Source organism: Flavobacterium sp. DSP2-3-1 (assembly GCF_049896865.1).
Taxonomy (GTDB): Bacteria; Bacteroidota; Bacteroidia; order Flavobacteriales; family Flavobacteriaceae; genus Flavobacterium.
Map to the genome: position 1 here is coordinate 1 of NZ_JAFCVD010000004.1, position 22,812 is coordinate 22,812.

General features: G+C 35.4%; 13 protein-coding genes, 1 rRNA gene and 1 pseudogene. 5 read left to right on the top strand and 10 right to left on the bottom strand.

The genetic code is table 11. The annotated features are described in order from the left end of the window. Position 1 precedes the first annotated feature (1 nt). Positions 2-111 (top strand): 5S ribosomal RNA (gene rrf, locus ACP7AT_RS05565). 181 nt (positions 112-292) lie between these two features. Here rrf and ACP7AT_RS05570 read toward each other — a convergent pair. The 4 genes and pseudogenes from ACP7AT_RS05570 to ACP7AT_RS05585 all read right to left on the bottom strand — a co-directional run. Beyond that, positions 293-508 (bottom strand): annotated as a pseudogene (locus ACP7AT_RS05570) (transposase); the annotation flags it as partial. Positions 509-1,443: 935 nt separating this feature from the next. Next, positions 1,444-1,638, bottom strand: coding sequence for a hypothetical protein (locus ACP7AT_RS05575; protein WP_426063364.1), 195 nt, complete (start codon positions 1,636-1,638; stop codon positions 1,444-1,446). 246 nt (positions 1,639-1,884) lie between these two features. Beyond that, on the bottom strand, positions 1,885-2,016 hold the full coding sequence (locus tag ACP7AT_RS05580) for a hypothetical protein (protein WP_426063365.1): 132 nt from the start codon (positions 2,014-2,016) through the stop codon (positions 1,885-1,887). Between the two features lie 99 nt (positions 2,017-2,115). Then, complete coding sequence (locus ACP7AT_RS05585; protein WP_426063366.1) at positions 2,116-2,328, bottom strand: hypothetical protein; 213 nt, start codon at positions 2,326-2,328, stop codon at positions 2,116-2,118. Between the two features lie 630 nt (positions 2,329-2,958). On the opposite strand from ACP7AT_RS05585, the gene ACP7AT_RS05590 reads away from it, so the two are divergent. The 3 genes from ACP7AT_RS05590 (at position 2,959) to ACP7AT_RS05600 (ending at position 12,116) form a co-directional block, all read left to right on the top strand. Then, the gene (locus ACP7AT_RS05590) at positions 2,959-9,255 is read left to right on the top strand and encodes a gliding motility-associated C-terminal domain-containing protein (protein WP_426063367.1); all 6,297 of its coding nucleotides are present in this window, start codon (positions 2,959-2,961) and stop codon (positions 9,253-9,255) included. Positions 9,256-9,316: 61 nt separating this feature from the next. Beyond that, the gene (locus ACP7AT_RS05595; protein WP_426063368.1) at positions 9,317-10,234 is read left to right on the top strand and encodes a PorP/SprF family type IX secretion system membrane protein; all 918 of its coding nucleotides are present in this window, start codon (positions 9,317-9,319) and stop codon (positions 10,232-10,234) included. Between the two features lie 19 nt (positions 10,235-10,253). After that, positions 10,254-12,116: an OmpA family protein gene (locus ACP7AT_RS05600; RefSeq protein WP_426063369.1), complete on the top strand. Its 1,863-nt coding sequence runs from the start codon at positions 10,254-10,256 to the stop codon at positions 12,114-12,116. A 77-nt stretch (positions 12,117-12,193) separates the two neighbouring features. Here ACP7AT_RS05600 and ACP7AT_RS05605 read toward each other — a convergent pair whose 3' ends face one another. Then, positions 12,194-12,775 carry a tRNA-(ms[2]io[6]A)-hydroxylase gene (locus ACP7AT_RS05605; protein WP_426063620.1) on the bottom strand — a complete coding sequence of 194 codons (582 nt, stop codon included), beginning with the start codon at positions 12,773-12,775 and terminating at the stop codon, positions 12,194-12,196. A 111-nt stretch (positions 12,776-12,886) separates the two neighbouring features. Here ACP7AT_RS05605 and ACP7AT_RS05610 point away from each other — a divergent pair, with 111 nt between their 5' ends. Further along, entirely contained in the window at positions 12,887-14,128 is a 1,242-nt protein-coding gene (locus tag ACP7AT_RS05610; protein ID WP_426063370.1) for a glycosyltransferase, read from the top strand. Positions 14,129-14,183: 55 nt separating this feature from the next. Here ACP7AT_RS05610 and ACP7AT_RS05615 read toward each other — a convergent pair whose 3' ends face one another. From ACP7AT_RS05615 to porU, 5 genes are all read right to left on the bottom strand, one after another. Further along, positions 14,184-15,857 (bottom strand): 2-oxo acid dehydrogenase subunit E2, encoded by a 1,674-nt coding sequence (locus ACP7AT_RS05615; protein ID WP_426063371.1) that lies wholly within the window; start codon positions 15,855-15,857, stop codon positions 14,184-14,186. A gap of 7 nt (positions 15,858-15,864) precedes the next feature. Beyond that, positions 15,865-16,863 (bottom strand): pyruvate dehydrogenase (acetyl-transferring) E1 component subunit alpha, encoded by a 999-nt coding sequence (pdhA, locus tag ACP7AT_RS05620; RefSeq protein WP_426063372.1) that lies wholly within the window; start codon positions 16,861-16,863, stop codon positions 15,865-15,867. Positions 16,864-17,005: 142 nt separating this feature from the next. Continuing rightward, positions 17,006-17,488 (bottom strand): cytidine deaminase, encoded by a 483-nt coding sequence (gene cdd / locus ACP7AT_RS05625; RefSeq protein ID WP_426063373.1) that lies wholly within the window; start codon positions 17,486-17,488, stop codon positions 17,006-17,008. Between the two features lie 82 nt (positions 17,489-17,570). Further along, the gene (porV, locus tag ACP7AT_RS05630; RefSeq protein ID WP_426063374.1) at positions 17,571-18,740 is read right to left on the bottom strand and encodes a type IX secretion system outer membrane channel protein PorV; all 1,170 of its coding nucleotides are present in this window, start codon (positions 18,738-18,740) and stop codon (positions 17,571-17,573) included. 37 nt (positions 18,741-18,777) lie between these two features. After that, positions 18,778-22,608: a type IX secretion system sortase PorU gene (porU, locus tag ACP7AT_RS05635; RefSeq protein ID WP_426063375.1), complete on the bottom strand. Its 3,831-nt coding sequence runs from the start codon at positions 22,606-22,608 to the stop codon at positions 18,778-18,780. Between the last annotated feature and the right edge of the window lie 204 nt (positions 22,609-22,812).

Below are 22,812 nucleotides of genomic sequence, written 5' to 3' on the forward strand. Positions count from 1 at the left end.
TTAAGGTGGTTATTGCGGCGGGGCTCACCTCTTCCCTTCCCGAACAGAGTAGTTAAGCCCGCCTGCGCAGATGGTACTGCAGTTATGTGGGAGAGTATGTCGTCGCCTTTCTTTGAAAACCCCGTTCTAATGAACGGGGTTTTTTGTTTTATAGGTGTCCGAAGTTTTTTGATAACGATGCGGTTTGGCGCCTTTTTTTAAACTGAATAAAATTCGGGGTGTATTAAATCCTCATCATTCAAATGATGAGGATTTTTTTGGATCAAGTCGAATACCTGTGGATCGATAAAAATTAAGCATAAATATTAGTTAGTCTAAAAAGGAAGAATTCTATTTTTCTAACTCGTCTAAATTGCGATCTAAATGCTTTTATTTTGGCATTGAAACATTCGGCCGAAGCATTTGTACTTCTGTTATCAAAATAGTTCAATATGGTTTGATAATGATTCATTATAGATCTTGAGATTGTATTGAAAGACTTAAACCCAGATTGATTTACTTTCTCGTGCCATTTGGCTAACCTTTAAAGTTCAATAATTTTATCGGTTGTTTTCCCAAAGAAATTTTTTACATCCTTTGCTACATTGTATGCTTTTTCGATATCGGGATACAATTCAAATAATAATGCGTCACGGTCTATTTGGTTTTACTCACATTTTTATTTGAATTTTGGTCTTCGTGATGTGCTTCGCAGTTCTGACCATTTTGATTTGTTTTTACACAGAAAGTATCGGCTTCTAGCCCTTAATTGTAACTATTGTCGGCAAATTGGAAAGTATAGAATGATTATTTCATCAAAGTATTTTTTGGGAATTAAATTGTGGTGACGATTTTCTATAGGAATTAAATTGATCTCTTTTAAGTGAAGATGAAGTGTCTCTATTCCTTTTTTGTAAATGATTATTTCGAAGTAATCAACAATAAGTTCTGGTTATAATAATTTTATAAGTTCATCAAAAGAATCTACTTCGAATGGTTGTATATAAATTTAAATATCCCTTATTTAATATTTCTCTACAACTTTTAGAACTGTTTCCGTAGTACTCAAAAAGATTAGATAATTGGAATAATAAAAAATAAATTTTTAGAACAACTCAAGATACCGATTTAAAAGTTTTGATTTTAGAATTGAAAGATATAGTTTGATCATTAATGCTTTGATAGTCAAAGTAATTTAATTTTGATGGATAATTAATCATTGTTGTGTTAAGGACACTATCAAAGCTCTTTAATTTTGATTTATTTACAATTCTTTATTAGTGCGCTAATTTTAGCATAGCCATATTTTATCATTATATGAATTGTGAATATTTCGTAATTTATGTGATAATTTGTTTACAGTTCTTATAGCAGTATATAACCCAAATAAAAGATGAGCTCTTTCTTCTTGCTTAATTGGTTCACTTATCATAATTAATAATGTAAATAGCGAATTGTATCTAATTATAGTTGTGCAATATCGCCTTTATTCAATAGTTGAGTAGTATGTAGTTCATTTTCAGATTTTGCCGTTAATATCAAGTCATTCTTGATGTTCATAGTGTTTAATCGCTGTTTCATCGTAATTTCTTTGAAAGCTATATAGTTAATTTTTGTGTAAGTATATGTTCGGTTTCTTGTATTGGTTTCGGAAAACATTTTCTATGTATTAACTTCACAGAATTACCTATTTTTACCATAACTTTTATAAAGCCTTGTCTTTTTTTAAATCAATTTTCCTGACTGTCGCAATAACTTGTTTAGTCGTAGTTCCGGCAGCAATAACCATTTAGGACCGTTTTTTACCTTTTTATATTTATTGATAACAATAGTCTAAAGTTCTTATTTAACAAGTGCTACTTCATCAATCGGTAAATGAGTTCCATGTTTTTGGGTAAATAATTACTAGGTGAACATGTTCTGTAGTTTCCCAAGTAGTAAATGAACTGTGGTGTTTTTTGGATTGTCTTTGGAATGTTTTACCACTAATGCTAAAGAAACTTCCAATAGTGTGTAAGTCTGTTGCTGTATTATCAATTAATTTTTTTTTAAAAGATGTAAATTCTCGTGTGATAGGTGATTTTTATCAACAAACTACAAATCTCTTTTGATGATTTCCTCGATAATTTTATATTTCTAACGACTACCTTTAATACAAAAATACACAACCTTACCTTTAAGAGTGAAATCTTGGATATTAATTTCATCTAAAAAGACTGTAAATACAAATTCTGGAATATCAAACTTTTTTGTTGCTGTGACTTTTTCTTCGAAATATATCTGTAGGTTTTCTTCAGAAGTAATAGCAGAAACTTTTTCAAAGTCGTTTATTAAAAAATGAGTAAGCATAAATTTTTATAGTTCTATGGGAATTCTATCCACATTGTTACTATAATAAATATCTTCTTTTTTATCAAATCCTCCATAGGTTTTGCTCCTTATCGTTAAATAATAATTTAATGTAAAATCAAAAACCATTAAGTGTGATTAAATTGCCTATTTCTATAATTTTTTTTAAAATTTAAATTTTATCGGAGCAGTTTTAAATCATTTTCTTTCTCCTTTCACAAGCAATTAGTATCTATTTGATGTTCGCAAATTCTTGCTTTCTCAGAATTATTAAGTTAATTTCTTAATTTTGTTTTAAGATTTTTAAAGACTGTAAAAATTCTCCTTTTGCTTTAATATTTTATTCTTGAGTAATTACTTCTTGTGATGTTAGTAGTCATATAAATTAAAATTTTCTTTAAATACTTGTTTTAGTTTAAATTTATCAATAAAATGTCATTGACATTATGCTGGTTTATATTATTTATGTATATGATTAACAGTTGTTTAAATATGTTATTATAAAATAGTTAATTTTTTATTAAAATTTGATTTGTTCAATGGAAATAAAATTATACTTTTATTTTTTTAAATTATTAGTCATTTATTTTAAATTACAAGTAATATTATATTAATTACAAAATTGGGTTTATGAAGAAAAAATTACTTTTATTTTTACTGTTTAGTTTATTATTTGGTTTCTTTTTAAGTTCGAAGAATATTAATAATGATATAAATTTTTACCAGCGAGGTTTTAAGGTTTCTACGAAATCATTATATTCGGATACAATAAAAAAGCAGAAAAAGAATTCAAGAAGTTTAAAAAATTCAAGAATTCTGGCTGTTTTGCCTTCTCCTTTAATAACTGCAGGGAGTTCCTGTAGCGATGGTGTGAATCCGGTACAAGTCAATGTTTATGCTTTTGGAGTAAATGGTAATGAGACTATTGAGTGGTATACTTCTCAATCATCAGGTATTCCTATATATACCGGGAGTGTTTACAGTCCAAGTATTAGTGCTACGAGAACCTATTACGTACAGAGTAGATCTGGAGGAGATACCAGCATTCGAGTACCTGTTGTTGCGTCTGTTTATATTGTTCCTCCTGCAGTCTTCTTGACAGTTTCTCCAGCTAATAGTACTTCTTCTCCTTTGTGCATAGGTACATCAGTCACTTTTACGGCTACTGGAGGAGGTGATTTATTTGAATTTTCAGTAGATGGTGTTGTTAAGCAAGTTATGTCAACAAACAAAATTTTTGTAACTAATGATTTAACAGATGGTCAAGTAGTAAGGGTGCGCACTAGATATGCCGTTAATTTTGATGGAAATGTTACAGAAAAAGCGTGGGGAACGGGTTCTTTAGAAGATAATTTTCTGTCAGTTCCGTTATCTTCCACTGCTTCAACTGGATACATTAATTCTTTAAAAATAAGCTCAACAGAAGATAAATTAATATTTGGTATACTTGGAAAGTCCCTTAGTAACAGAAGAATTTTGTTATTTCTTGACACAAAAACCGGAGGGTTCAATATTTCTAATTATGGAGATGAAGCTGGGTCGATTCCTACCGTTAATGCCTTTAATTATTTTAATAATAACCCAAGTACGTTTGACTCTTATTTTCAAGCGGATTATTGCCTTGCTATTGGAACAGATTCAGGTGAAACTAATTACAGTGCGGATATAATTGAATTAAGAACTGGAACCTCAATTAAAACAAATTTAGGAATAGCAGCCACAGGAATCCCTTCTTCTGTACTGGGAGTGAATAAAAATAACGCTGGAATAAAGGATTACAGTTTAGGCTTTGAAGTCGAAATTTTAAAATCACTCTTGGGATATACAACTGGGGATATTAAATTTTTTGCTATGACTTTGGCTGATCAGGATGAACCGAATTATTTGGTTACAAATTCTTTTTTAAGTCCAGAGAGAAGTAGTAATTTAGATTATGGAAATGGAGCTGTGGATTATAATTTGAAAGACCCAAATCCTGTTGTAGTTGCAGCATCTGCATTGACACCGTGTTACTCAGAGGCTAATATTACAATGAGTTTTGCTGAGAAGCCAACGGTTGCTACTGTTGGCGGAAACCAGTCCAAGTGTATTCTGACAAGTGATCCTTTCGGTGGCAATACACCGTCAGTTGGAACGGGTTCTTGGTCAAAAAAATCTGGACCGGGAACGGTTGCTTTTAGTGATAGTACAAATGGATCTTCAACAGCTTCAGTTAGTGTTGAAGGAGTTTATGTGTTTACTTGGACCATTACAAATGGCCAATGTACTCCATCGTCAGCTGATATCAGTGTAGAATACAATGTAACACCTTCTCCAGTAATCGATGCAATAACGCAGCCAACTTGTTCTGATAATTCAGGTAGTGTTTTATTGAGGGGATTACCATCAGTAGGTACTTGGATTATAACACCGTCTTCAGGTAGCCCTGTATCTGGATCTGGCAGCACTTATTTATTTGGGAACTTATTAGCATCCACGAGTTATACTTTTACAGTTACGGGGGTAAATAATTGTACTTCTGTTCCATCGTCACCGGTATCCATTAATGCGATTCCAACTCCTCCGGTTGTTCCGACAACAACGAGTGTCATACAACCAACTTGTGCGACTCCATCGGGAAGTATCTCAATCACCACACAATCTGGAGTGGAATACAGTTTGAATGGAACAACGTATCAATCTTCGAATATATTTTCAGGATTGGCACCAAATACTTATACTTTGTATGTAAGAAATACAGCGGATAATACTTGTGTAACCCCATCTTCAGCTGCAGTCACGATTAATGCGATTCCAAATCCTCCGGTTGTACCAACAACGGCGAGTGTGATTCAACCAACGTGTGCGACTCCATCGGGAAGTATTTCAATCACCACACAAACAGGGGTAGAATACAGTTTGAATGGAACAACGTATCAAACTTCGAATACATTTTCAGGATTGGCACCAAATACTTATACTTTGTATGTAAGAGATACAGCGGATAATACTTGTGTAACCCCATCTTCAGCTGCAGTCACGATTAATGCGATTCCAACTCCTCCGGTTGTTCCGACAACTTCAAGTGTAATACAACCAACGTGTGCGACTCCATCGGGAAGTATTTCAATCACCACACAAACAGGAGTAGAATACAGTTTGAATGGAACAACGTATCAAACTTCGAATACATTTTCAGGATTGGCACCAAATACTTATACTTTGTATGTAAGAAATACAGCGGATAATACATGTGTAACGCCATCTTCGGGTGCAATCACGATTAATTCGATTCCAACTCCTCCGATTGTTCCGACAACAACGAGTGTAATACAACCAACGTGTGCGACTCCATCGGGAAGCATTTCAATCACCATACAAACAGGCGTAGAATACAGTTTGAATGGAACGACGTATCAATCTTCCAATATATTTTCAGGATTGGCACCAAATACTTATACTTTGTATGTAAGAAATACAGCGGATAATACTTGTGTAACCCCATCTTCAGCTGCGATTACGATTAATGCGATTCCAACTCCTCCGGTTGTACCAACAACGGCGAGTGTGATTCAGCCAACGTGTGCGACTCCATCGGGAAGCATTTCAATCACCACGCAATCTGGTGTAGAATACAGTTTGAATGGAACAACGTATCAAACTTCGAATGTATTTTCAGGATTGGCACCAAATACTTATACTTTGTATGTAAGAAATACAGCGGATAACACTTGTGTAACGCCATCTTCGGGTGCAGTCACAATTAATGCGATTCCAAATCCTCCGGTTGTACCAACAACGGCGAGTGTGATTCAACCAACGTGTGCGACTCCATCGGGAAGTATTTCAATTGCCACACAATCTGGAGTGGAATACAGTTTGAATGGAACAACGTATCAAACTTCGAATGTATTTTCAGGATTGGCATCAAATACTTATACTTTGTATGTAAGAAACACAGCGGATAATACATGTGTAACGCCATCTTCGGGTGCAATCACGATTAATGCGATTCCAACTCCTCCGGTTGCACCAACAACGGCGAGTGTGATTCAGCCAACTTGTGCGACTCCATCGGGAAGTATTTCAATTACCACACAAACAGGAGTAGAATACAGTTTGAATGGAACAACGTATCAATCTTCGAATGTATTTTCAGGATTGGCACCAAATAATTATACTTTGTATGTAAGAAATACAGCGGATAACACTTGTGTAACACCATCTTCAGCTGCGATTACGATTAATGCGATCAAGGTAATTCTTACGCCAACTGCTGAAAGTGTTGTTCAGCCTACATGTGCGACTCCATCGGGAAGCATTTCAATCACCACGCAATCTGGAGTGGAATACAGTTTGAATGGAACAACGTATCAAACTTCAAATACATTTTCAGGATTGGCAACAAATACTTATACTTTGTATGTACGAAATACAGCGGATAATACATGTGTAACACCATCTTCGGGTACAATCACAATTAATGCGATTCCAACTCCTCCTGTTGTTCCGACAACTTCAAGTGTCATACAACCAAGTTGTTCGACTCCATCGGGAAGCATTTCAATCACCACGCAATCTGGTGTAGAATACAGTTTGAATGGAACAACGTATCAAACTTCGAATGTATTTTCAGGATTGGCACCAAATACTTATACTTTGTATGTAAGAAATACAGCGGATAATACTTGTGTAACCCCATCTTCAGCTGCGATTACGATTAATGCGATTCCAACTCCTCCGATTGTTCCGACAACAACGAGTGTCATACAACCAACTTGTGCGACTCCATCGGGAAGTATTTCAATCACCACACAAACAGGAGTAGAATACAGTTTGAATGGAACAACGTATCAAACTTCGAATATATTTTCAGGATTGGCACCAAATACTTATACTTTATATGTAAGAAATACAGCGGATAACACTTGTGTAACGCCATCTTCGGGTGCAGTCACAATTAATGCGATTCCAACTCCTCCGGTTGTACCAACAACGGCTAGTGTGATTCAACCAACGTGTGCGACTCCATCGGGAAGCATTTCAATCACCACGCAATCTGTTGTAGAATACAGTTTGAATGGAACAACATATCAATCTTCAAATACATTTTCAGGATTGGCACCAAATACTTATACTTTGTATGTAAGAAACACAGCGGATAATACATGTGTAACGCCATCTTCGGGTGCAGTCACGATTAATGCGATTCCAAATCCTCCGGTTGTACCAACAACGGCGAATGTGATTCAGCCAACTTGCGCTAGTCCATCGGGAAGTATTTCAATCACCACACAATCTGGAGTGGAATACAGTTTGAATGGAACGACGTATCAATCTTCGAATGTATTTTCAGGATTGGCACCAAATACTTATACTTTGTATGTAAGAAATACAGCGGATAACACTTGTGTAACACCATCTTCAGCTGCGATTACGATTAATGCGATTCCAAATCCTCCGGTTGTTCCGACAACTTCAAGTGTTATACAACCAACTTGTTCGACTCCATCGGGAAGTATTTCAATCACCACTCAATCTGGTGTAGAATACAGTTTGAATGGAACAACGTATCAATCTTCGAATGTATTTTCAGGATTGGCACCAAATAATTATACTTTGTATGTAAGAAATACAGCGGATAATACTTGTGTAACGCCATCTTCTGGTGCAGTCACGATTAATGCAATACAAGTAATTCTTATACCAACTGCTGCAAGTGTAGTTCAGCCTACATGTGCCACTCCATCGGGAAGCATTTCAATCACCACACAAACAGGAGTGGAATACAGTTTGAATGGAACAACATATCAATCTTCGAATGTATTTTCAGGGTTGGCACCAAATAATTATACTTTGTATGTAAGAAGTACAGCAGATAATACTTGTTTGAAGTCATCGGCAACAATGATAACAATAAACGCAGTTCCAACTCCTCCGGTTGTTGCAACAACGGCTAGTGTAGTTCAGCCAACGTGTGCAGTACCGTCGGGAACAATTTCGATAACTCCTCAATCTGGAGTACAATATAGCTTGAATGGTACAACTTATCAAACATCAAATACTTTTACAGGATTGGCTCCCAATAATTATATATTATATGTGAGAAATAGTGCTGACAATACATGTTCCGTACAAAGTACAGGAAGTGTAACTGTTAATCCACTTCCTTTATTGCCATCAACACCAACTCTGGTGCGGGTTACGCAACCAACTTGTTTTGTACCTTCAGGAAGTATCGAGATTGCTACCCAAGCAAATGTTCAGTACAGTATAGGTAGTGGTTATCAAAACAGTGCTGTTTTTAATAATTTGGCTCCTGGAAAATATACAATGAGCGTACGATTTACAAATAGTATTGCGTGTATAACTCTAGGTTCTGAAACAATTATAAACGCTATTCCTCCACAAATTCAATTTGAAACCATAGCAGACTGTGAAAACAAAGAATATACTTTAACTGCTAATCCACTATTACGTTCATATGATCCAAACAATGTGTCTTATCAATGGAAAGATAAAGCAGGAAATTTAGTAGGTACTAATTCAAATGTGCTAAATGTAACTGATGTGATTGCGTCGAATCCAAGCGGACAAGTAGTTTTTCCAGTAACATATACGCTTACTGTCACTTCTTTAAACACCGGTTGTGAAACATCAAGTGATGTAATTGTTGAGTCTGTTTATTGTAACATGCAAAAAGGAATTTCTCCTGATGGAAATGGTTCGAATGACTTCTTCGATTTAAGATTGATGGATGTCAAGAAACTGGAAATCTTCAACAGATATGGCATTAAGGTTTACAGTCAGAATAATTATTCCGACCAATGGAATGGTCAGTCAACCAAAGGAGAAGATCTTCCAAGTGCTACCTATTATTATGTTATAGAATTCAATAGTGGTGAGCCCAAAACAGGTTGGATTTATCTGATCAGAGAAAAACAGTAATTAATATATTTATTAGTCCACAACTATTTTTAGTTGACTTATAAACAGAAAAAATACAGATATGAACAAAATACTATTGATGTCTCTTTTAACTCTCTTCACATGTATAGATGTAAAAGCGCAACAAAATCCACATTATACACAATATATGTATAATATGAATGTTATCAATCCGGCCTATGCAGGTTCAAAAGAGAGTGTTTCTTTTGGTCTTTTATACAGAAAACAATGGGTCAATATTGAAGATTCACCTGCTTCTTTTACTTTTTCAGGACATGCGCCAGCAGGAAAAAATGTTGGTATTGGTATCTCTTTCATATCAGATAAAATTGGACCGGTAACAGAGCAAAATGTATTTGGAGATTTCTCTTATACGTTGAAACTAGGCGATACACAACGATTGGCATTTGGTGTAAAAGGGGGAGTTTCTTTTCACAAAGTAGGACTTCGAGACATTCAATCGAGCCTGCCGGACCCATCGGAAGGTATCTTTGGAGAAGATATCAATGATACTTCATTAAATTTAGGAACAGGTTTGTTTTACTATACAGACAAATATTATGTAGCATTATCGCTTCCCAATATGATCAGATCAGCGCATTTAGATTATAATGGACGAGAATATGGCTCAGATGTATCACATTATTTCCTTACTGCAGGTTATGTTTTCGATGTTAATTATGAGCTTAAATTCAAGCCTTCTTTAATGTTGAAGTCAGCCTTTAATGTAACGCCTTCTTTAGATCTGTCAGCTAATTTTTTATATCAGGAAAAGTTCGAAATTGGAGCAACTTACAGGTTGCAAGACAGTTTTGGCGGAATGATAAATTTTGCAGTGACTCCTGAGTTAAGAATCGGATATGCATATGATCATATCGTCTCAGATTTAAAAGTAACTGCTCCTTCGTCACATGAATTTATATTGTTATATGATTTATTTGAATCGAAAAAAGTGTCCCGATCTCCTAGATTTTTCTAAAATTTAATTACTCAACGTAATGAAAAAAAATACAATATTACTGTTTTTTGTGCTAGCTAGTTTTTCACTTAGCGCACAAAACAAAGAGACTAAAAATGCTGATAAATTATTTGAAAGCTATGATTATGTTGAAGCTGCCCAAGAATATATCGCATTAGTCGAAAATGGGAATTCCGATACGTATGTGAGCAAGCAACTCGGAGATAGTTATTTTTATACGCACAATACTGTAGAATCTGAAAAATGGTATGCTAAAGCAATACAATCTCAGCAAGATGCGGAAACCTATTATAGATATGCTCAAATGTTAAAATCTAATGGCAAATATGCGGAATCAAATACTCAAATGAAAACGTTTGTCAATTTGATGCCTAATGATCAACGTGCCGTAGCATTTACTAACAATCCAAATTTCCTCTCGGATTTAAATGCTATAGAAAATCGATTTGAGGTAGATAGAATTTCAGTAAATTCAGAACAATCGGATTTTGGTGCCGTTCTTTATGGCGATGTGCTTTATTTTGCGAGTGCCAGAAATGAAAGCAGTAAAATGTATGGCTGGAATAATGAGCCGTATTTGGATATTTACCAGTCTACATATAATGCTGATGGAAGTTATGCTGAGCCAATTTCTACTAATGAATTAAATAGCAGGTTTCATGAAGGCCCGTTGACGATGACCAAAGATGGCACTGTTATTTACTTTTCAAGTGAAAGTTTCAAAGATAAATTATTTGAGAGAGATAAAGCACATAAGCTGAAGTTTGGTCAGGTTAATTTGTATAAAGCAGTTAAAGAAATCGGAAAATGGAGTTCTATAACTCCGTTGCCTTTCAACAGTAAAAGTTATTCTACCGGCAATCCATCCATCGATAGGGATGGTAAAGTGCTTTATTTTGCTTCGAATATGCCTGGATCTGTAGGAGGAACTGATATTTGGAAAGTAATGGTGAACGATGATGGAACATTTGGTACACCAGAAAATTTAGGAACTAAAATTAACACAGTTGGTGATGAAAATTTTCCTTTTGTAACTGATGATTCCATTTTGTACTTTTCATCAAATGGATTGACAGGTTTTGGCGGTTTAGACGTTTTTTCTATTGATTTAAAAAAAGATGCGGAACCATCCAATGTAGGAAAACCAGTGAATACGGAGAAAGATGATTTCGCTTTTAGTTTTAATACAGATAAAAATTTGGGATATGTGTCCAGTAACCGTTCAGGGAAAGATCATATTTACAGTGCGAGTCCAATCTGCAATGCTCAAATTTTAGTTGCAGTCAAAAATGCTATAACTGGAGAAATACTTGCCAATTCCAAAGTTGTAATTTTGGATGCTACTAAAACTATTTTAGAAACCCAAATGTCTGATAATAATGGGGAAGTTCTTTATAATGCAGAATGTAAAAAGCCATACACGATAGAAGTTTTTAAAGATGGTTATGTTACTAAATCATTTTCAGCGTCAAGTAAGCAAGGCAAAATAAGTTTTGAAGCTGCAATTGAGCCCATCGCTGTTATTATTACAGAAACAGAAATTATATTAAATCCTATTTATTTTAATTCTAATAAAAGTGATATTACGGAACGTGGTGCTGCAGAACTTGATAAATTAGTTTATGTAATGTCGCAAAATGATGCGCTCAAGATTAATGTTAAAGCGCACACTGATTCTAGAGGAACCGATGAATACAATGTAGATTTATCAAGCAGAAGAGCTAAATCAACTGTTGAGTATATTGTCTCAAAAGGAATTAATGTTGACAGGATATCAGGAAATGGATATGGAGAATCTGAGCCTAAAATTAATTGTCAAGATCAATGCACGGAATTAGAATATGCCTTAAACAGACGTTCCGAATTTATAATTTTAAAATAAATTACGTAGTTTAAACAATAAGAAACAGGATGCCCTTAAACATCCTGTTTTAGTTTAATATGACATTTTGTTTTTATCTAACCGTGGATTGTTTCTTGTTTGCCATAATTAGTGATAATCGAAGTTTCAAATTCAATCCATTCCTTCCAGCGTTTGTCTACATCTATATTGTCGGCATATTTTCGTGCAAATCCCAGAAAAGTAGTGTAATGACCAGCTTCGGAAATCATTAAATCTCTGTAAAAAGTAGCCAGTTCAACATCTTTTATGTTTTCTGATAAAACTTTAAACCGTTCACAACTTCTGGCTTCAATCATTGCCGAAAATAGCAATCGGTCACAAAGAGCATCTTTTCGGCTACCGTCTTTTTTCATGAATTTGAAAAGTTCATTTACATAATGGTCTTTTCTTTCCCTGCCTAAAGTCAGTCCTTTACTTTTTATTAAATTATGAACCAATTGCAAATGATCTAATTCTTCTTTTGCAATAATTAACATTTCCGTTACTAATTCTTCTAATTCAGAATTATAAGTAACTAAACTTATCGCATTGGAAGCAGCTTTTTGCTCACACCAAGCGTGATCCGTCAAGATTTCTTCTATATTTGATTCAACTATATTTACCCAACGCCGGTCTGTGGCTAATTTTAATCCTAACATAATAATGGAATTTATTTGCAACAAAATTAGTGTTTTATAATCTATTTTTGGTTCAAATGAGCGGATTGAACTCAAAATAGCATTATTTTGCATTTGAAATTTTATAATAATATGAATCAAGTTCAAAAGCTTTTAATTATTGGTTTTGTTTGGCCAGAACCTAATTCGTCTGCAGCGGGAGGAAGGATGATGCAATTGATTTCACTTTTTAAAGCGCAAGGTTTTAGCATTACTTTTGCTAGTCCTGCGCAAGACAGTGATTTTATGGTTGATTTACAAGAGTACAAAGTGGAGAAAAAATCAATAGCCCTTAATAATTCCAGTTTTGATGTTTTTATAAAAGAATTAAATCCCTCAATAGTTCTGTTTGATCGTTTTATGATGGAAGAACAATTTGGTTGGCGCGTTTCGGAAAATTGTCCGAATGCGTTACGATTGTTGGATACTGAAGATTTACATTGTCTGAGATTAGCTCGTCAGAAAGCGTTCAAAGAAAACCGTGCTTTTAACACAACTGATCTGTTTGTTGAAGAGGTAGCAAAAAGGGAAATAGCCAGTATTTTGCGGTGTGATCTGTCTTTTATGATTTCCGAATTTGAAATGGATCTATTAGAATCTGCATTTAAAATAGATAAAGCTTTACTGTATTATTTGCCTTTTTTATTGGAACCAATTGACGATATGCAATTACACGAGCTGCCGTCTTTTGAAGATAGGAAAGACTTTATTTTTATTGGAAATTTTCTTCATGAACCCAATTGGAATGCCGTTCAGTATCTTAAAGAAGCGATTTGGCCATTACTTAAAAAACAAGTTCCTGAAGCTTTTCTGAATATTTATGGTGCTTATCCCTCACAAAAAACATTACAATTGCACAATAATAAAGAAGGGTTTTTAATCATGGGACGCGCTACTGATGCGCAAGCGGTAGTGAAGGAAGCACGAGTTGTTTTGGCTCCTTTACGTTTTGGAGCTGGTATTAAAGGAAAATTATTAGAAGCGATGCAATGCGGAACACCAAGCGTAACGACGACGATTGGTGCTGAATCCATGCATGGTGATTTGGATTGGAACGGTTTTATTACGAATGATGTAACTAATTTTGTGGATGCGGCGGTGCTTTTATATCAGGACGAAGCAATTTGGCATAAAGCCCAACAAAATGGAATTACAATTATCAATCAACGATATTTTAAGGGTTTATTCGAGATCGACTTTAGGACTAAAATAGAATTTTTACGATTTAATTTACAGCAACATCGATTGAATAATTTTATGGGTTCGATGTTGCAACACCATACTTTAAAAAGCACCAAATATATGTCGCGTTGGATTGAGGAGAAAAACAAATAAAAAATCCCGTCAAGTTATAGAAACAAGACGGGATTGTATTTTAAAATCCGAGTCATTACGCAAGCATCGTAACTGGATTTTCTATGAATTGTTTCAATGTTTGTAAAAATTGAGCTCCAGTTGCACCATCAATTGTTCTGTGATCGCACGCTAAAGATAACATCATAGTATTTCCTACTACAATTTGACCGTCTTTTACAATCGGTTTTTCTACAATAGCTCCTACAGATAGGATAGCAGAATTGGGTTGGTTGATGATAGAATTAAATTCTGTAATACCAAACATTCCTAGATTAGAAACCGTAAAAGTACTTCCTTCCATTTCTGTAGGTAGTAATTTTTTGTTTTTAGCTCTTCCTGCAAGATCTCTTACGCTTCCGCCAATTTGAGATAAACTCATAGCATCTGTAAAACGTAATACAGGGACCACTAATCCGTCTTCAACAGCTACAGCAACTCCGATATTCACATGATAATTGATTAGAATTGAATCTTCTCTCCATTGTGAATTCACTTTTGGATGTTTTTTCAAAGCCATTGCACATGCTTTTATCACCAAATCGTTAAAAGATACTTTTGTATCTGGAAGACTGTTAATGACAACTCTTGATTTCATTGCTTCGTCCATTGCTACCTCTATTACTAAGTTGTAATGTGGAGCCGTGAATAAAGATTCTGCTAAACGTTTCGCAATGATTTTTCGCATTTGCGAATTCTTGATTTCTTCAGTGAAAATTTCTCCTGCCGGAACAAATGATTTTGCAGTAGCAACAGTTTCTGTTTTTGCTGGTGCAGTTGCAGTTGTCGGTGCCGTAGCAGCTGCAGTTTGTGGGGTGAAGTTTTCGATATCGCTTTTTACAATACGTCCGTTTTCACCAGAACCTTTTACTTGTGTCAATTGAATTCCTTTATCGCTAGCAATTTTCTTTGCCAATGGTGATGCTAAAATTCGTTGACCGTCAGTTGATGGTTCTTGAACGATTGGTTCTAGAGCTTTTTCTGTTGATGCAGCTTCATTTTCTTCTATTACAGCTGGAGCCGCTTGTGGCGCTCCGCCAGTTTTGTAGTTTTCAGCAATTCCGCCAATATCAGTTCCTGCGGGTCCAATGATTGCCAAAAGACTATCAACAGCTGCAGTATTACCTTCTTCAATTCCTACATATAATAAAGTTCCTTCGTTAAAAGATTCGAATTCCATCGTTGCTTTATCGGTTTCGATTTCAGCAAGAATATCGCCTTCAGCAACTGAATCACCTACTTTTTTCAGCCATGTTGCTACCGTTCCTTCCGTCATGGTATCGCTCAAACGAGGCATCGTGATGACTACAACTCCTTTTGGTAGTGAAGTTGCTGTGGGTGTGGCAGCATTTGTAGCTTCAGGAGTAGCAGCTTTTTCTTCGGTAACTTTTGTTTCCTCAGTTCCTTTTGTTTCTTCTTTTGCTGGAGCTGCATCAGCTGGTTTTCCTGCTAATAATGCCGAAATATCCTCGCCTTCAGTTCCTATAATAGCTAATAAAGAGTCTACCGGTGCAGTTTCGCCTGCAGGTATTCCTATATGTAAAAGTGTTCCTTCATTGAAAGACTCAAATTCCATTGTTGCTTTGTCAGTTTCAATTTCGGCAAGGATATCTCCTTCGCTTACTTTATCACCTACTTTTTTTAACCAAGTCGCTACCGTTCCTTCCGTCATCGTATCGCTCAAACGAGGCATTGTAATTATTGTTGCCATAATTGATTTATAGTTTATGAGGTAAAAATGGATAGTTCTCTTGTTCGTATACTACATCGTAAAGTTGTTGAATCGGTGGGTATTCAGATTCTTCAGCAAATTTCACACATTCTTCTACTAAAGCTTTTACCCTTTGATCGATAACTTCGATTTCCTCTTCTGTAGCGTACTTTTGATCTTTAATTACATCTAAAACTTGAGTAATCGGATCTATTTTTTTGTATTCTTCTACTTCTTCTTTCGAACGGTATAACTGTGCATCCGACATAGAGTGACCTCTATAGCGGTATGTTTTCATTTCAAGGAAAGTTGGTCCGTCTCCACGACGTGCTCTGTCAATTGCTTCAGTCATTGCTTCAGCAACTTTTACAGGGTTCATTCCATCCACAGGTCCGCAAGGCATTTCGTATCCTAAACCTAATTTCCAGATATCAGTATGATTGGCTGTTCTTTCTACAGAAGTTCCCATTGCATACCCGTTATTTTCAACAATAAAAACAACTGGAAGTTTCCACAACATAGCCATGTTGAAAGCCTCATGTAAAGATCCTTGACGTGCTGCTCCATCACCAAAATAAGTCATAGTAACACCGCCAGTTTCAAAATATTTATCGGCAAAAGCTAATCCTGCACCTACAGGAATTTGACCTCCTACAATTCCGTGACCACCATAAAAACGGTGCTCTTTTGAAAAGATATGCATGGAACCACCCATCCCTTTTGAAGTTCCGGTAACTTTTCCTAAAAGTTCTGCCATTACGCGTCTAGGATCAACTCCCATTCCTATTGGCTGAACGTGATTTCTGTAAGCAGTAATCATTTTGTCTTTTGTCAAGTCCATAGCGTGCAATGCACCCGCTAATACTGCCTCTTGACCATTGTATAAATGTAGAAAACCTCTAACTTTTTGTTGGATGTATAATGCTGCAAGTTTGTCCTCAAACTTTCTCCAAAGCAGCATATCTTCATACCACTTTAAATATACTTCTTTTGTAACTTCTTTCATCTGAATTTTTCTTTTGCTAAAGTGTTATTGTATTATCAATTTGTACTATAACGCAAAATAGTTTCCTCCCACAAATTTGCGAAATGCAAAAATAAGACATTCCAAGTAAGAACTAAAATTTAATAGGCAATTTTTGGAATTTTTACAAGAATTTTTTATCGAACATAAATGGGAGTAAATTTTTCAGCGATTCTGATTTGTAAATTGCACCTATTTCTCCCATAAAATAGATTTCTATTGGGGTCTCTTGTCGTATTTCATATTCTGCGATTGATTGTCTGCAAGAACCGCAAGGTGGTATTGGAGCTGTAGTTTGGTTTGTATCCGAAGCAGCGGTAATTGCCATTTTTAAAACCTTAGCATCAGGATACTTGGCGCCGGCATAAAATATGGCGACACGTTCTGCACAAAGTCCGGAAGGATATGCTGCATTTTCTTGGTTGGAGCCTATTACAATTTTACCGTTGTCTAAAACCAATGCAACACCAACTCTGAATTTTGAATAAGGTGAATACGCATTTTTTCTTACTGCCACGGCTTGTTCCATCAAATCCTGAACATCATTTGGTAAATCAGTGGTGGAATCAAATACTTTAAATTGTGTTGTAATTGTTATTTCTTTCATGCTTTTTAAGGAAAAAAAATCCAAATTTCATCTCGAAGCCTCGGATTGAAATTTGGATTGTTAATTATGATTTAATTCAAATTTAATATTCGTCATACTTTTCGCCAAAATTGAATGTTAGTGAAAAACGAAGGGTATTTTCTAATGGATTTTTTACTTTAGACGCTGAAAATAAATAAGAAACATCTACTTTGACTACGTTGTATTTGAAACCTGCCCCAAGGGAGAAAAATTGTCGAGCACCTTTCACAGGACTTTCGTGAAAGTAACCCAAACGCATCGCAAAGGAATCTTGGTACAAATATTCTGCTCCTACAGCATAAGTAACTTCTTTTGCTTCTTCACCAAATCCATCAGGAGCATCACCAAATGATTTGAAAACGCCTGATGTCCAGCCGATAGATCGGTAATCATCATTGTTTTGATTGCGCTCTTCGGATGTTACGGTTCCGTCTCCGTTTAAATCTGGATCTTGTGGTGTTGGAACTAATAATTTATTAAATTCAACATTTAAGGCAACCTTATTATAGTCATCTAAAATAAAATCGAAACCAGTTCCTATTTTTAAATTAGCAGGGATGAAGTTATTGTTAAAATCATCATTGTCATAACTAATCTTTGGACCTAAATTTTGAATGTTAAACCCCGCTCTCCATCTTCCGTTAAATTCGTTATACGCTATTTCTTCCGACTGGTAAAAACCAGCAACATCAACCGCAAATGTACTTGCTGATGAGGCGTCGTTATTATCAGAAGCTACTTTTAAATTTGAATTTATAAAGCGCCCCGCGATAGCCATAGAAAATTTCTCGCTCAATTTTAAGGAATAAGAACCATCGATGGCGAATTCATTTGGAGAAACTAATCTTGGAGTTTCGTTTGGATCGCCAGTTTCGCGTAATTCAATTTCACCTAAACCAAAGTAACGCAGGCTTCCTGCAAAAGCACTTCGGTCATTTAATTTTTGATAATAGGTTAATTGTCCTAATGAAATGTCATTCACTAAATCAGTAAGGTAAGGTGTATAGCTGATCGAGAATCCTTGTGCATCAGTTGCAAACGCATATTTTGCCGGATTCCATTGTTGAGAAAAAGCATCTGCAGAAGTTGCAACCCCAATATCAGCCATACCTGCTGCTCTTGCATCAGCTGTGACTAGTAAAAAAGGAACCCCCGGATTTATTACTCTGTCTTGCGCGTTAGCAGAAGGAATTATAAATAAAAGGATAAAAAGCGGTATTATTTTTCTCATTTTAATGCAATATTTATTGAACAAATATAGTATAATATTAAAGTATTACAAGTTTTTCAAATTTTTCAGATTTCTTGTTGGTCAAGCTGGATTTTACAGTGAGTTTGTACACATAAACTCCTTTTCCTATTCGGTCGCCAAAATCATCTTTACCGTTCCAAGTTATTTCTTTGGATAAAAAGCCTTCCGTTGTGATGATTTGATTTTTTGTCCAAACTATTTTCCCTGTTATTGTCATTACTTGAATCTGAACTTCTAATGGCTCATATGGTCTATTGTGGGTAAACCAAAACTCAGTGTAACTAACGAAAGGATTGGGATAATTTAGAACATGTGACAATGTTATCGTTTCATCACCCACTACAATAAATTGTATTTCCGCAGTTATGGGGTTGTTGTACACATCCCATGCTTTGAATGTTATCGTGTGTAATCCAGGAGCTAAATTTCGCAATGGAAACCGGAGTGTTCCACTTGTAAAATCATCCAGATTTGTTTGATAATAATCATTTATCACAAAAGGATTGCTCACATCTCCATCTAAAACGGCAACAATATCATGACCTATTCCACTGGCTGTATTGATGCCGTTTTCATCTTCGAGATGTGCAACCAGAAAGGGAGATTCATTTGTTATGCCTCCGGAAACAAAAGTTTCATCGTTCATATATAACTTAACTCTTGGACTAATATTGTCTGCTGTAGCGTTTTCGTTTATTCCGCCTATTTTAATGCTGGAGTCGAAACCAGTTTCATTTTGAAACAGCTGATTTTTTTTAGCATAAAAACTAATTCTTCCGTTTGCCAATGGTACTCTGATATCTCTTGGCACAACAAAACTAAATTCAAATTGGCCATTAGTAACTGATGCGTTTCCCCTGAATATCGTTTCTCCTAAAACATTAAAGTTAATCACTGGACTGTTTCCATCATTATTATAGGTAGCTCTGGAAACTGTTTTGTCAAAAATAGTAGTGGAAACTTCGCCATTATAATTGGTCAATGGATTATTATTTTCATCAGTAACTTCTCCTGTCAATTTGATTTTTGCCAATGATTTGAAGTCGTCGATAGTTTGGTTAACGGGAACGTCATTTACCTTCGTCAATCTGATTTTTGGTTTGGCTACCGCAAGCATTATGGCTGGGTCACCAATGTAAAAAACAACATTGGTCGCTGAATTTGGATTGCTGTTTTTGGAAATTCTCAACGCTTCTGCGATTGATGTGTATTGGTTTGAACCATACGACAATAGATTTTTGGTCAAAGCATCATTGAAGTTTTCTGCGCTAAACTGACCAATGGAGCGTATTGTGGTAATCATTGCAATTGCTCCTCCTTTTGGGTTCCAATAGGTGTATTCGCCAGCTGTAGGTCTAAACGGATTGTCAAAACGCGAGAACTCACACGTAATGGTTATAAACAAAGGATATTTGAATTGATTACTCAAGTTTTGTCCATCTAATTTTTCCCAAATTCGTTCTGCAGATAAGCCGTCTTCACCACCATGTCCCAAATAATTAAATACCAGAGCACCTTTTTCGAAAGCATTAAAAAAATCAGTTCGAGCTTTCGGGTATCTGGAACCTCCTGCAGAGGCTTCTTGAGCGTAAGCATCTAAAAAAATTTTATTCACATTCAAGAACTCTTTTTGAGAAGCAATGGTGTTTGCAAGACTATTTTGTCTGCTTTGCAAACTGGCATCTGAAGGAATATCGGAGTCATCAGAAACGAGGACAAAGTTGTTTCTCCAGCTGCCGTAAGATTTTAAATCATGGTATTCAATTACTTTATTGACCATCTCATCAGCCTGTTTGGTGTCATTTACCAGCATTCTTCCTACCGCAATATCGATTCCGCCAAAATAAGAAACTATATTTCCTTCCGATGGATCCATTAATCCAAAAAAATCATCGGAGGCAAAAGAGGATTCGCCGTTAGTGTTACTGTTTAAGGAATGGTATATAGGTACAACGTTCGTATTGTTTATGATCCGGTTTTTGAAATCGTAGGAGGCATCGCCAAATAGGTTGATAAATCGTACTCTTTTTTCCGGTGTTGAAGCATTTTCATAAATGTACTTAATACAGTTTCTTATGGCGGCAACGTCTTGTTTTCCGGAAGAAAACTCTTGATAGATCAATTCTAATGGAATTACTTTTACGCTTAAATTAGAATACGTACGATGAAAGCTGGCTAATTTCTCCGCTTGTGAGGTTAAAAAAGAGGGGGAAATAATTACGTAATCAATATCTTGAAACTGACCTTGGCTGTTTTTAAAAAGTGTGCCTTTCAGGTTTTGATTCGCAATTTTTGCTTTGCTGTCTTTTAGTGGTGTATAATAATCCGCTGGATCTAATGCGATGTATTTTCTCAGTTCACCAAGATCTGCTTTAAAACTAACGGTGTTCGCATTAGAATTCACCACATTTTTGATGCTATAAATGTCTGTAACATCCCAAATTTGAGAAATTCCCGTTGCATTTGAAACCTCATAATTTACAATTCCAAGATTTGAAACAGATTGATCGTATTGAAAATGAAATTGTTTTCCGTAGCCTAAAAGTTTTCTTTTGGCGATAAGCCTAATATTGTCCAAGAAACCTTTGGAGCCTGGAACGCCATTGTTATTGTATTTTAATTTTATTTTGATGTTTTCCGCTCCACTGAAATTGCTGTTATTCGGTAAAAACCCAACGATAAATTCGGTTCCTGAATTGCTTTTTAACGCTGGAAATGAAATGATGCCAGCCGCATTTCCATTTGCGGTAACATTAAAAGAGGTTAGCGTAAAAGCGGCTGCGGCGGCTGTCAGCATGATTTTTACAGGGGCTGAGGAATCGAAATTTGGAAAAACAAAATCAAATTCCTGCTCATTCTTTACCTCAAATGATTCGCCAAACCATTGACGACCCAAACGGGCGATATTTACAAGATCCTCTTCATGGAACTGATAATCGTCAAAAGAAGTTAAGGTCAGAGTGCTGTTTCCGGTAGGTTGTGTCAAAGGTGCGATTCTTTTTCCATCGGAGCCTTGTACAGTTATGTAGTAATAAGATTTTTTATCATACAAATTTAAGTGCGTTCTGCTTTCCTGATTCCAATTGTCAACTCCTTCGCCATAAAAAAGGATGTAATCTTCATTATTGAAAACTCCGTCACTTTCACCGTTAATTTGAATAGCATTTTCGATCAAATCCTTTGGGTAAAAAATGTTATTAGAAAGTGGCAGCATTCGACCTCCATTACCATATATTTTTATTTTCCTTGGGTCAACAGCACTAACATCTAGTCCCAGTTGTTGTAAAAAGCTTTTGGAGAGTTTGTAAACTCCTGATTTTTCGACATAAAATTGAAACCAATTACCGGTTGCCAATACTGAATTAGAAATGGTGTTAGCGGTTTTGCTGGATTGGGGGATTCTGGAGGTGTTGTTTTCGATTTCATACGAAAAGGATTTAATTCGTTTGAATCCAAAATCGTCCTTAATTATAGGTGAAAGGGTAATAAATGCTTCTTTAAAATCTCTTGAATTAGAAACTTGCAGACTTGCATTTGTTGTTTTTAAAATGTTTTCGGAAGATAAGTCGCCAAGCTGAGAAAAAGTCATTGGCTCATAAATGACATTTGTAATCTGCACCTTTGCTTCGTCAAAAGTTACGGACTGTTTTACGTTTAAAGTGAAAACAAGCGTTTTGTTGGAAGCATCATAATGAAAACTGTTTCCTATAAATTGAGGAATAATAACCTTAAAATCACCATAAGACATTTCTTTTTTTTCAATCCATTCAAGGGTAACATCACCTTTAATTTGAGCCAAAGAAACTATCGGAATTAGGGCTAAAATAGCCAAAAGTATTTTTCTCATTGTTTTTTTAACGTGATTAATAGCGCGTTATTACTAATCAGTAAAAATAAATCATTTCGTGTAATTGTAAATAATAAATATTATAAATTTGCGTTAGGATAGATAATTTAATGTTAAAGTTAGATTTATAAATTTATTAAAAAAGTTAGATGCTGATTAATTGTTAATTATTATATTGCGGCACTAAAATTATTACCCACTAAA

What these genes read in the sequence shown, in the direction of transcription:
- ACP7AT_RS05600 (WP_426063369.1), top strand. Translation starts at nt 10,254, where the DNA reads ATGAAAAAAAATACAATATTACTGTTTTTTGTGCTAGCTAGTTTTTCA.
- ACP7AT_RS05595 (WP_426063368.1), top strand. Translation starts at nt 9,317, where the DNA reads ATGAACAAAATACTATTGATGTCTCTTTTAACTCTCTTCACATGTATA.
- ACP7AT_RS05615 (WP_426063371.1), bottom strand. Translation starts at nt 15,857, where the DNA reads ATGGCAACAATAATTACAATGCCTCGTTTGAGCGATACGATGACGGAA.
- ACP7AT_RS05590 (WP_426063367.1), top strand. Translation starts at nt 2,959, where the DNA reads ATGAAGAAAAAATTACTTTTATTTTTACTGTTTAGTTTATTATTTGGT.
- ACP7AT_RS05605 (WP_426063620.1), bottom strand. Translation starts at nt 12,775, where the DNA reads ATGTTAGGATTAAAATTAGCCACAGACCGGCGTTGGGTAAATATAGTT.
- ACP7AT_RS05585 (WP_426063366.1), bottom strand. Translation starts at nt 2,328, where the DNA reads ATGCTTACTCATTTTTTAATAAACGACTTTGAAAAAGTTTCTGCTATT.
- pdhA (WP_426063372.1), bottom strand. Translation starts at nt 16,863, where the DNA reads ATGAAAGAAGTTACAAAAGAAGTATATTTAAAGTGGTATGAAGATATG.
- ACP7AT_RS05610 (WP_426063370.1), top strand. Translation starts at nt 12,887, where the DNA reads ATGAATCAAGTTCAAAAGCTTTTAATTATTGGTTTTGTTTGGCCAGAA.
- ACP7AT_RS05575 (WP_426063364.1), bottom strand. Translation starts at nt 1,638, where the DNA reads ATGTTTTCCGAAACCAATACAAGAAACCGAACATATACTTACACAAAA.
- porV (WP_426063374.1), bottom strand. Translation starts at nt 18,740, where the DNA reads ATGAGAAAAATAATACCGCTTTTTATCCTTTTATTTATAATTCCTTCT.
- porU (WP_426063375.1), bottom strand. Translation starts at nt 22,608, where the DNA reads ATGAGAAAAATACTTTTGGCTATTTTAGCCCTAATTCCGATAGTTTCT.
- cdd (WP_426063373.1), bottom strand. Translation starts at nt 17,488, where the DNA reads ATGAAAGAAATAACAATTACAACACAATTTAAAGTATTTGATTCCACC.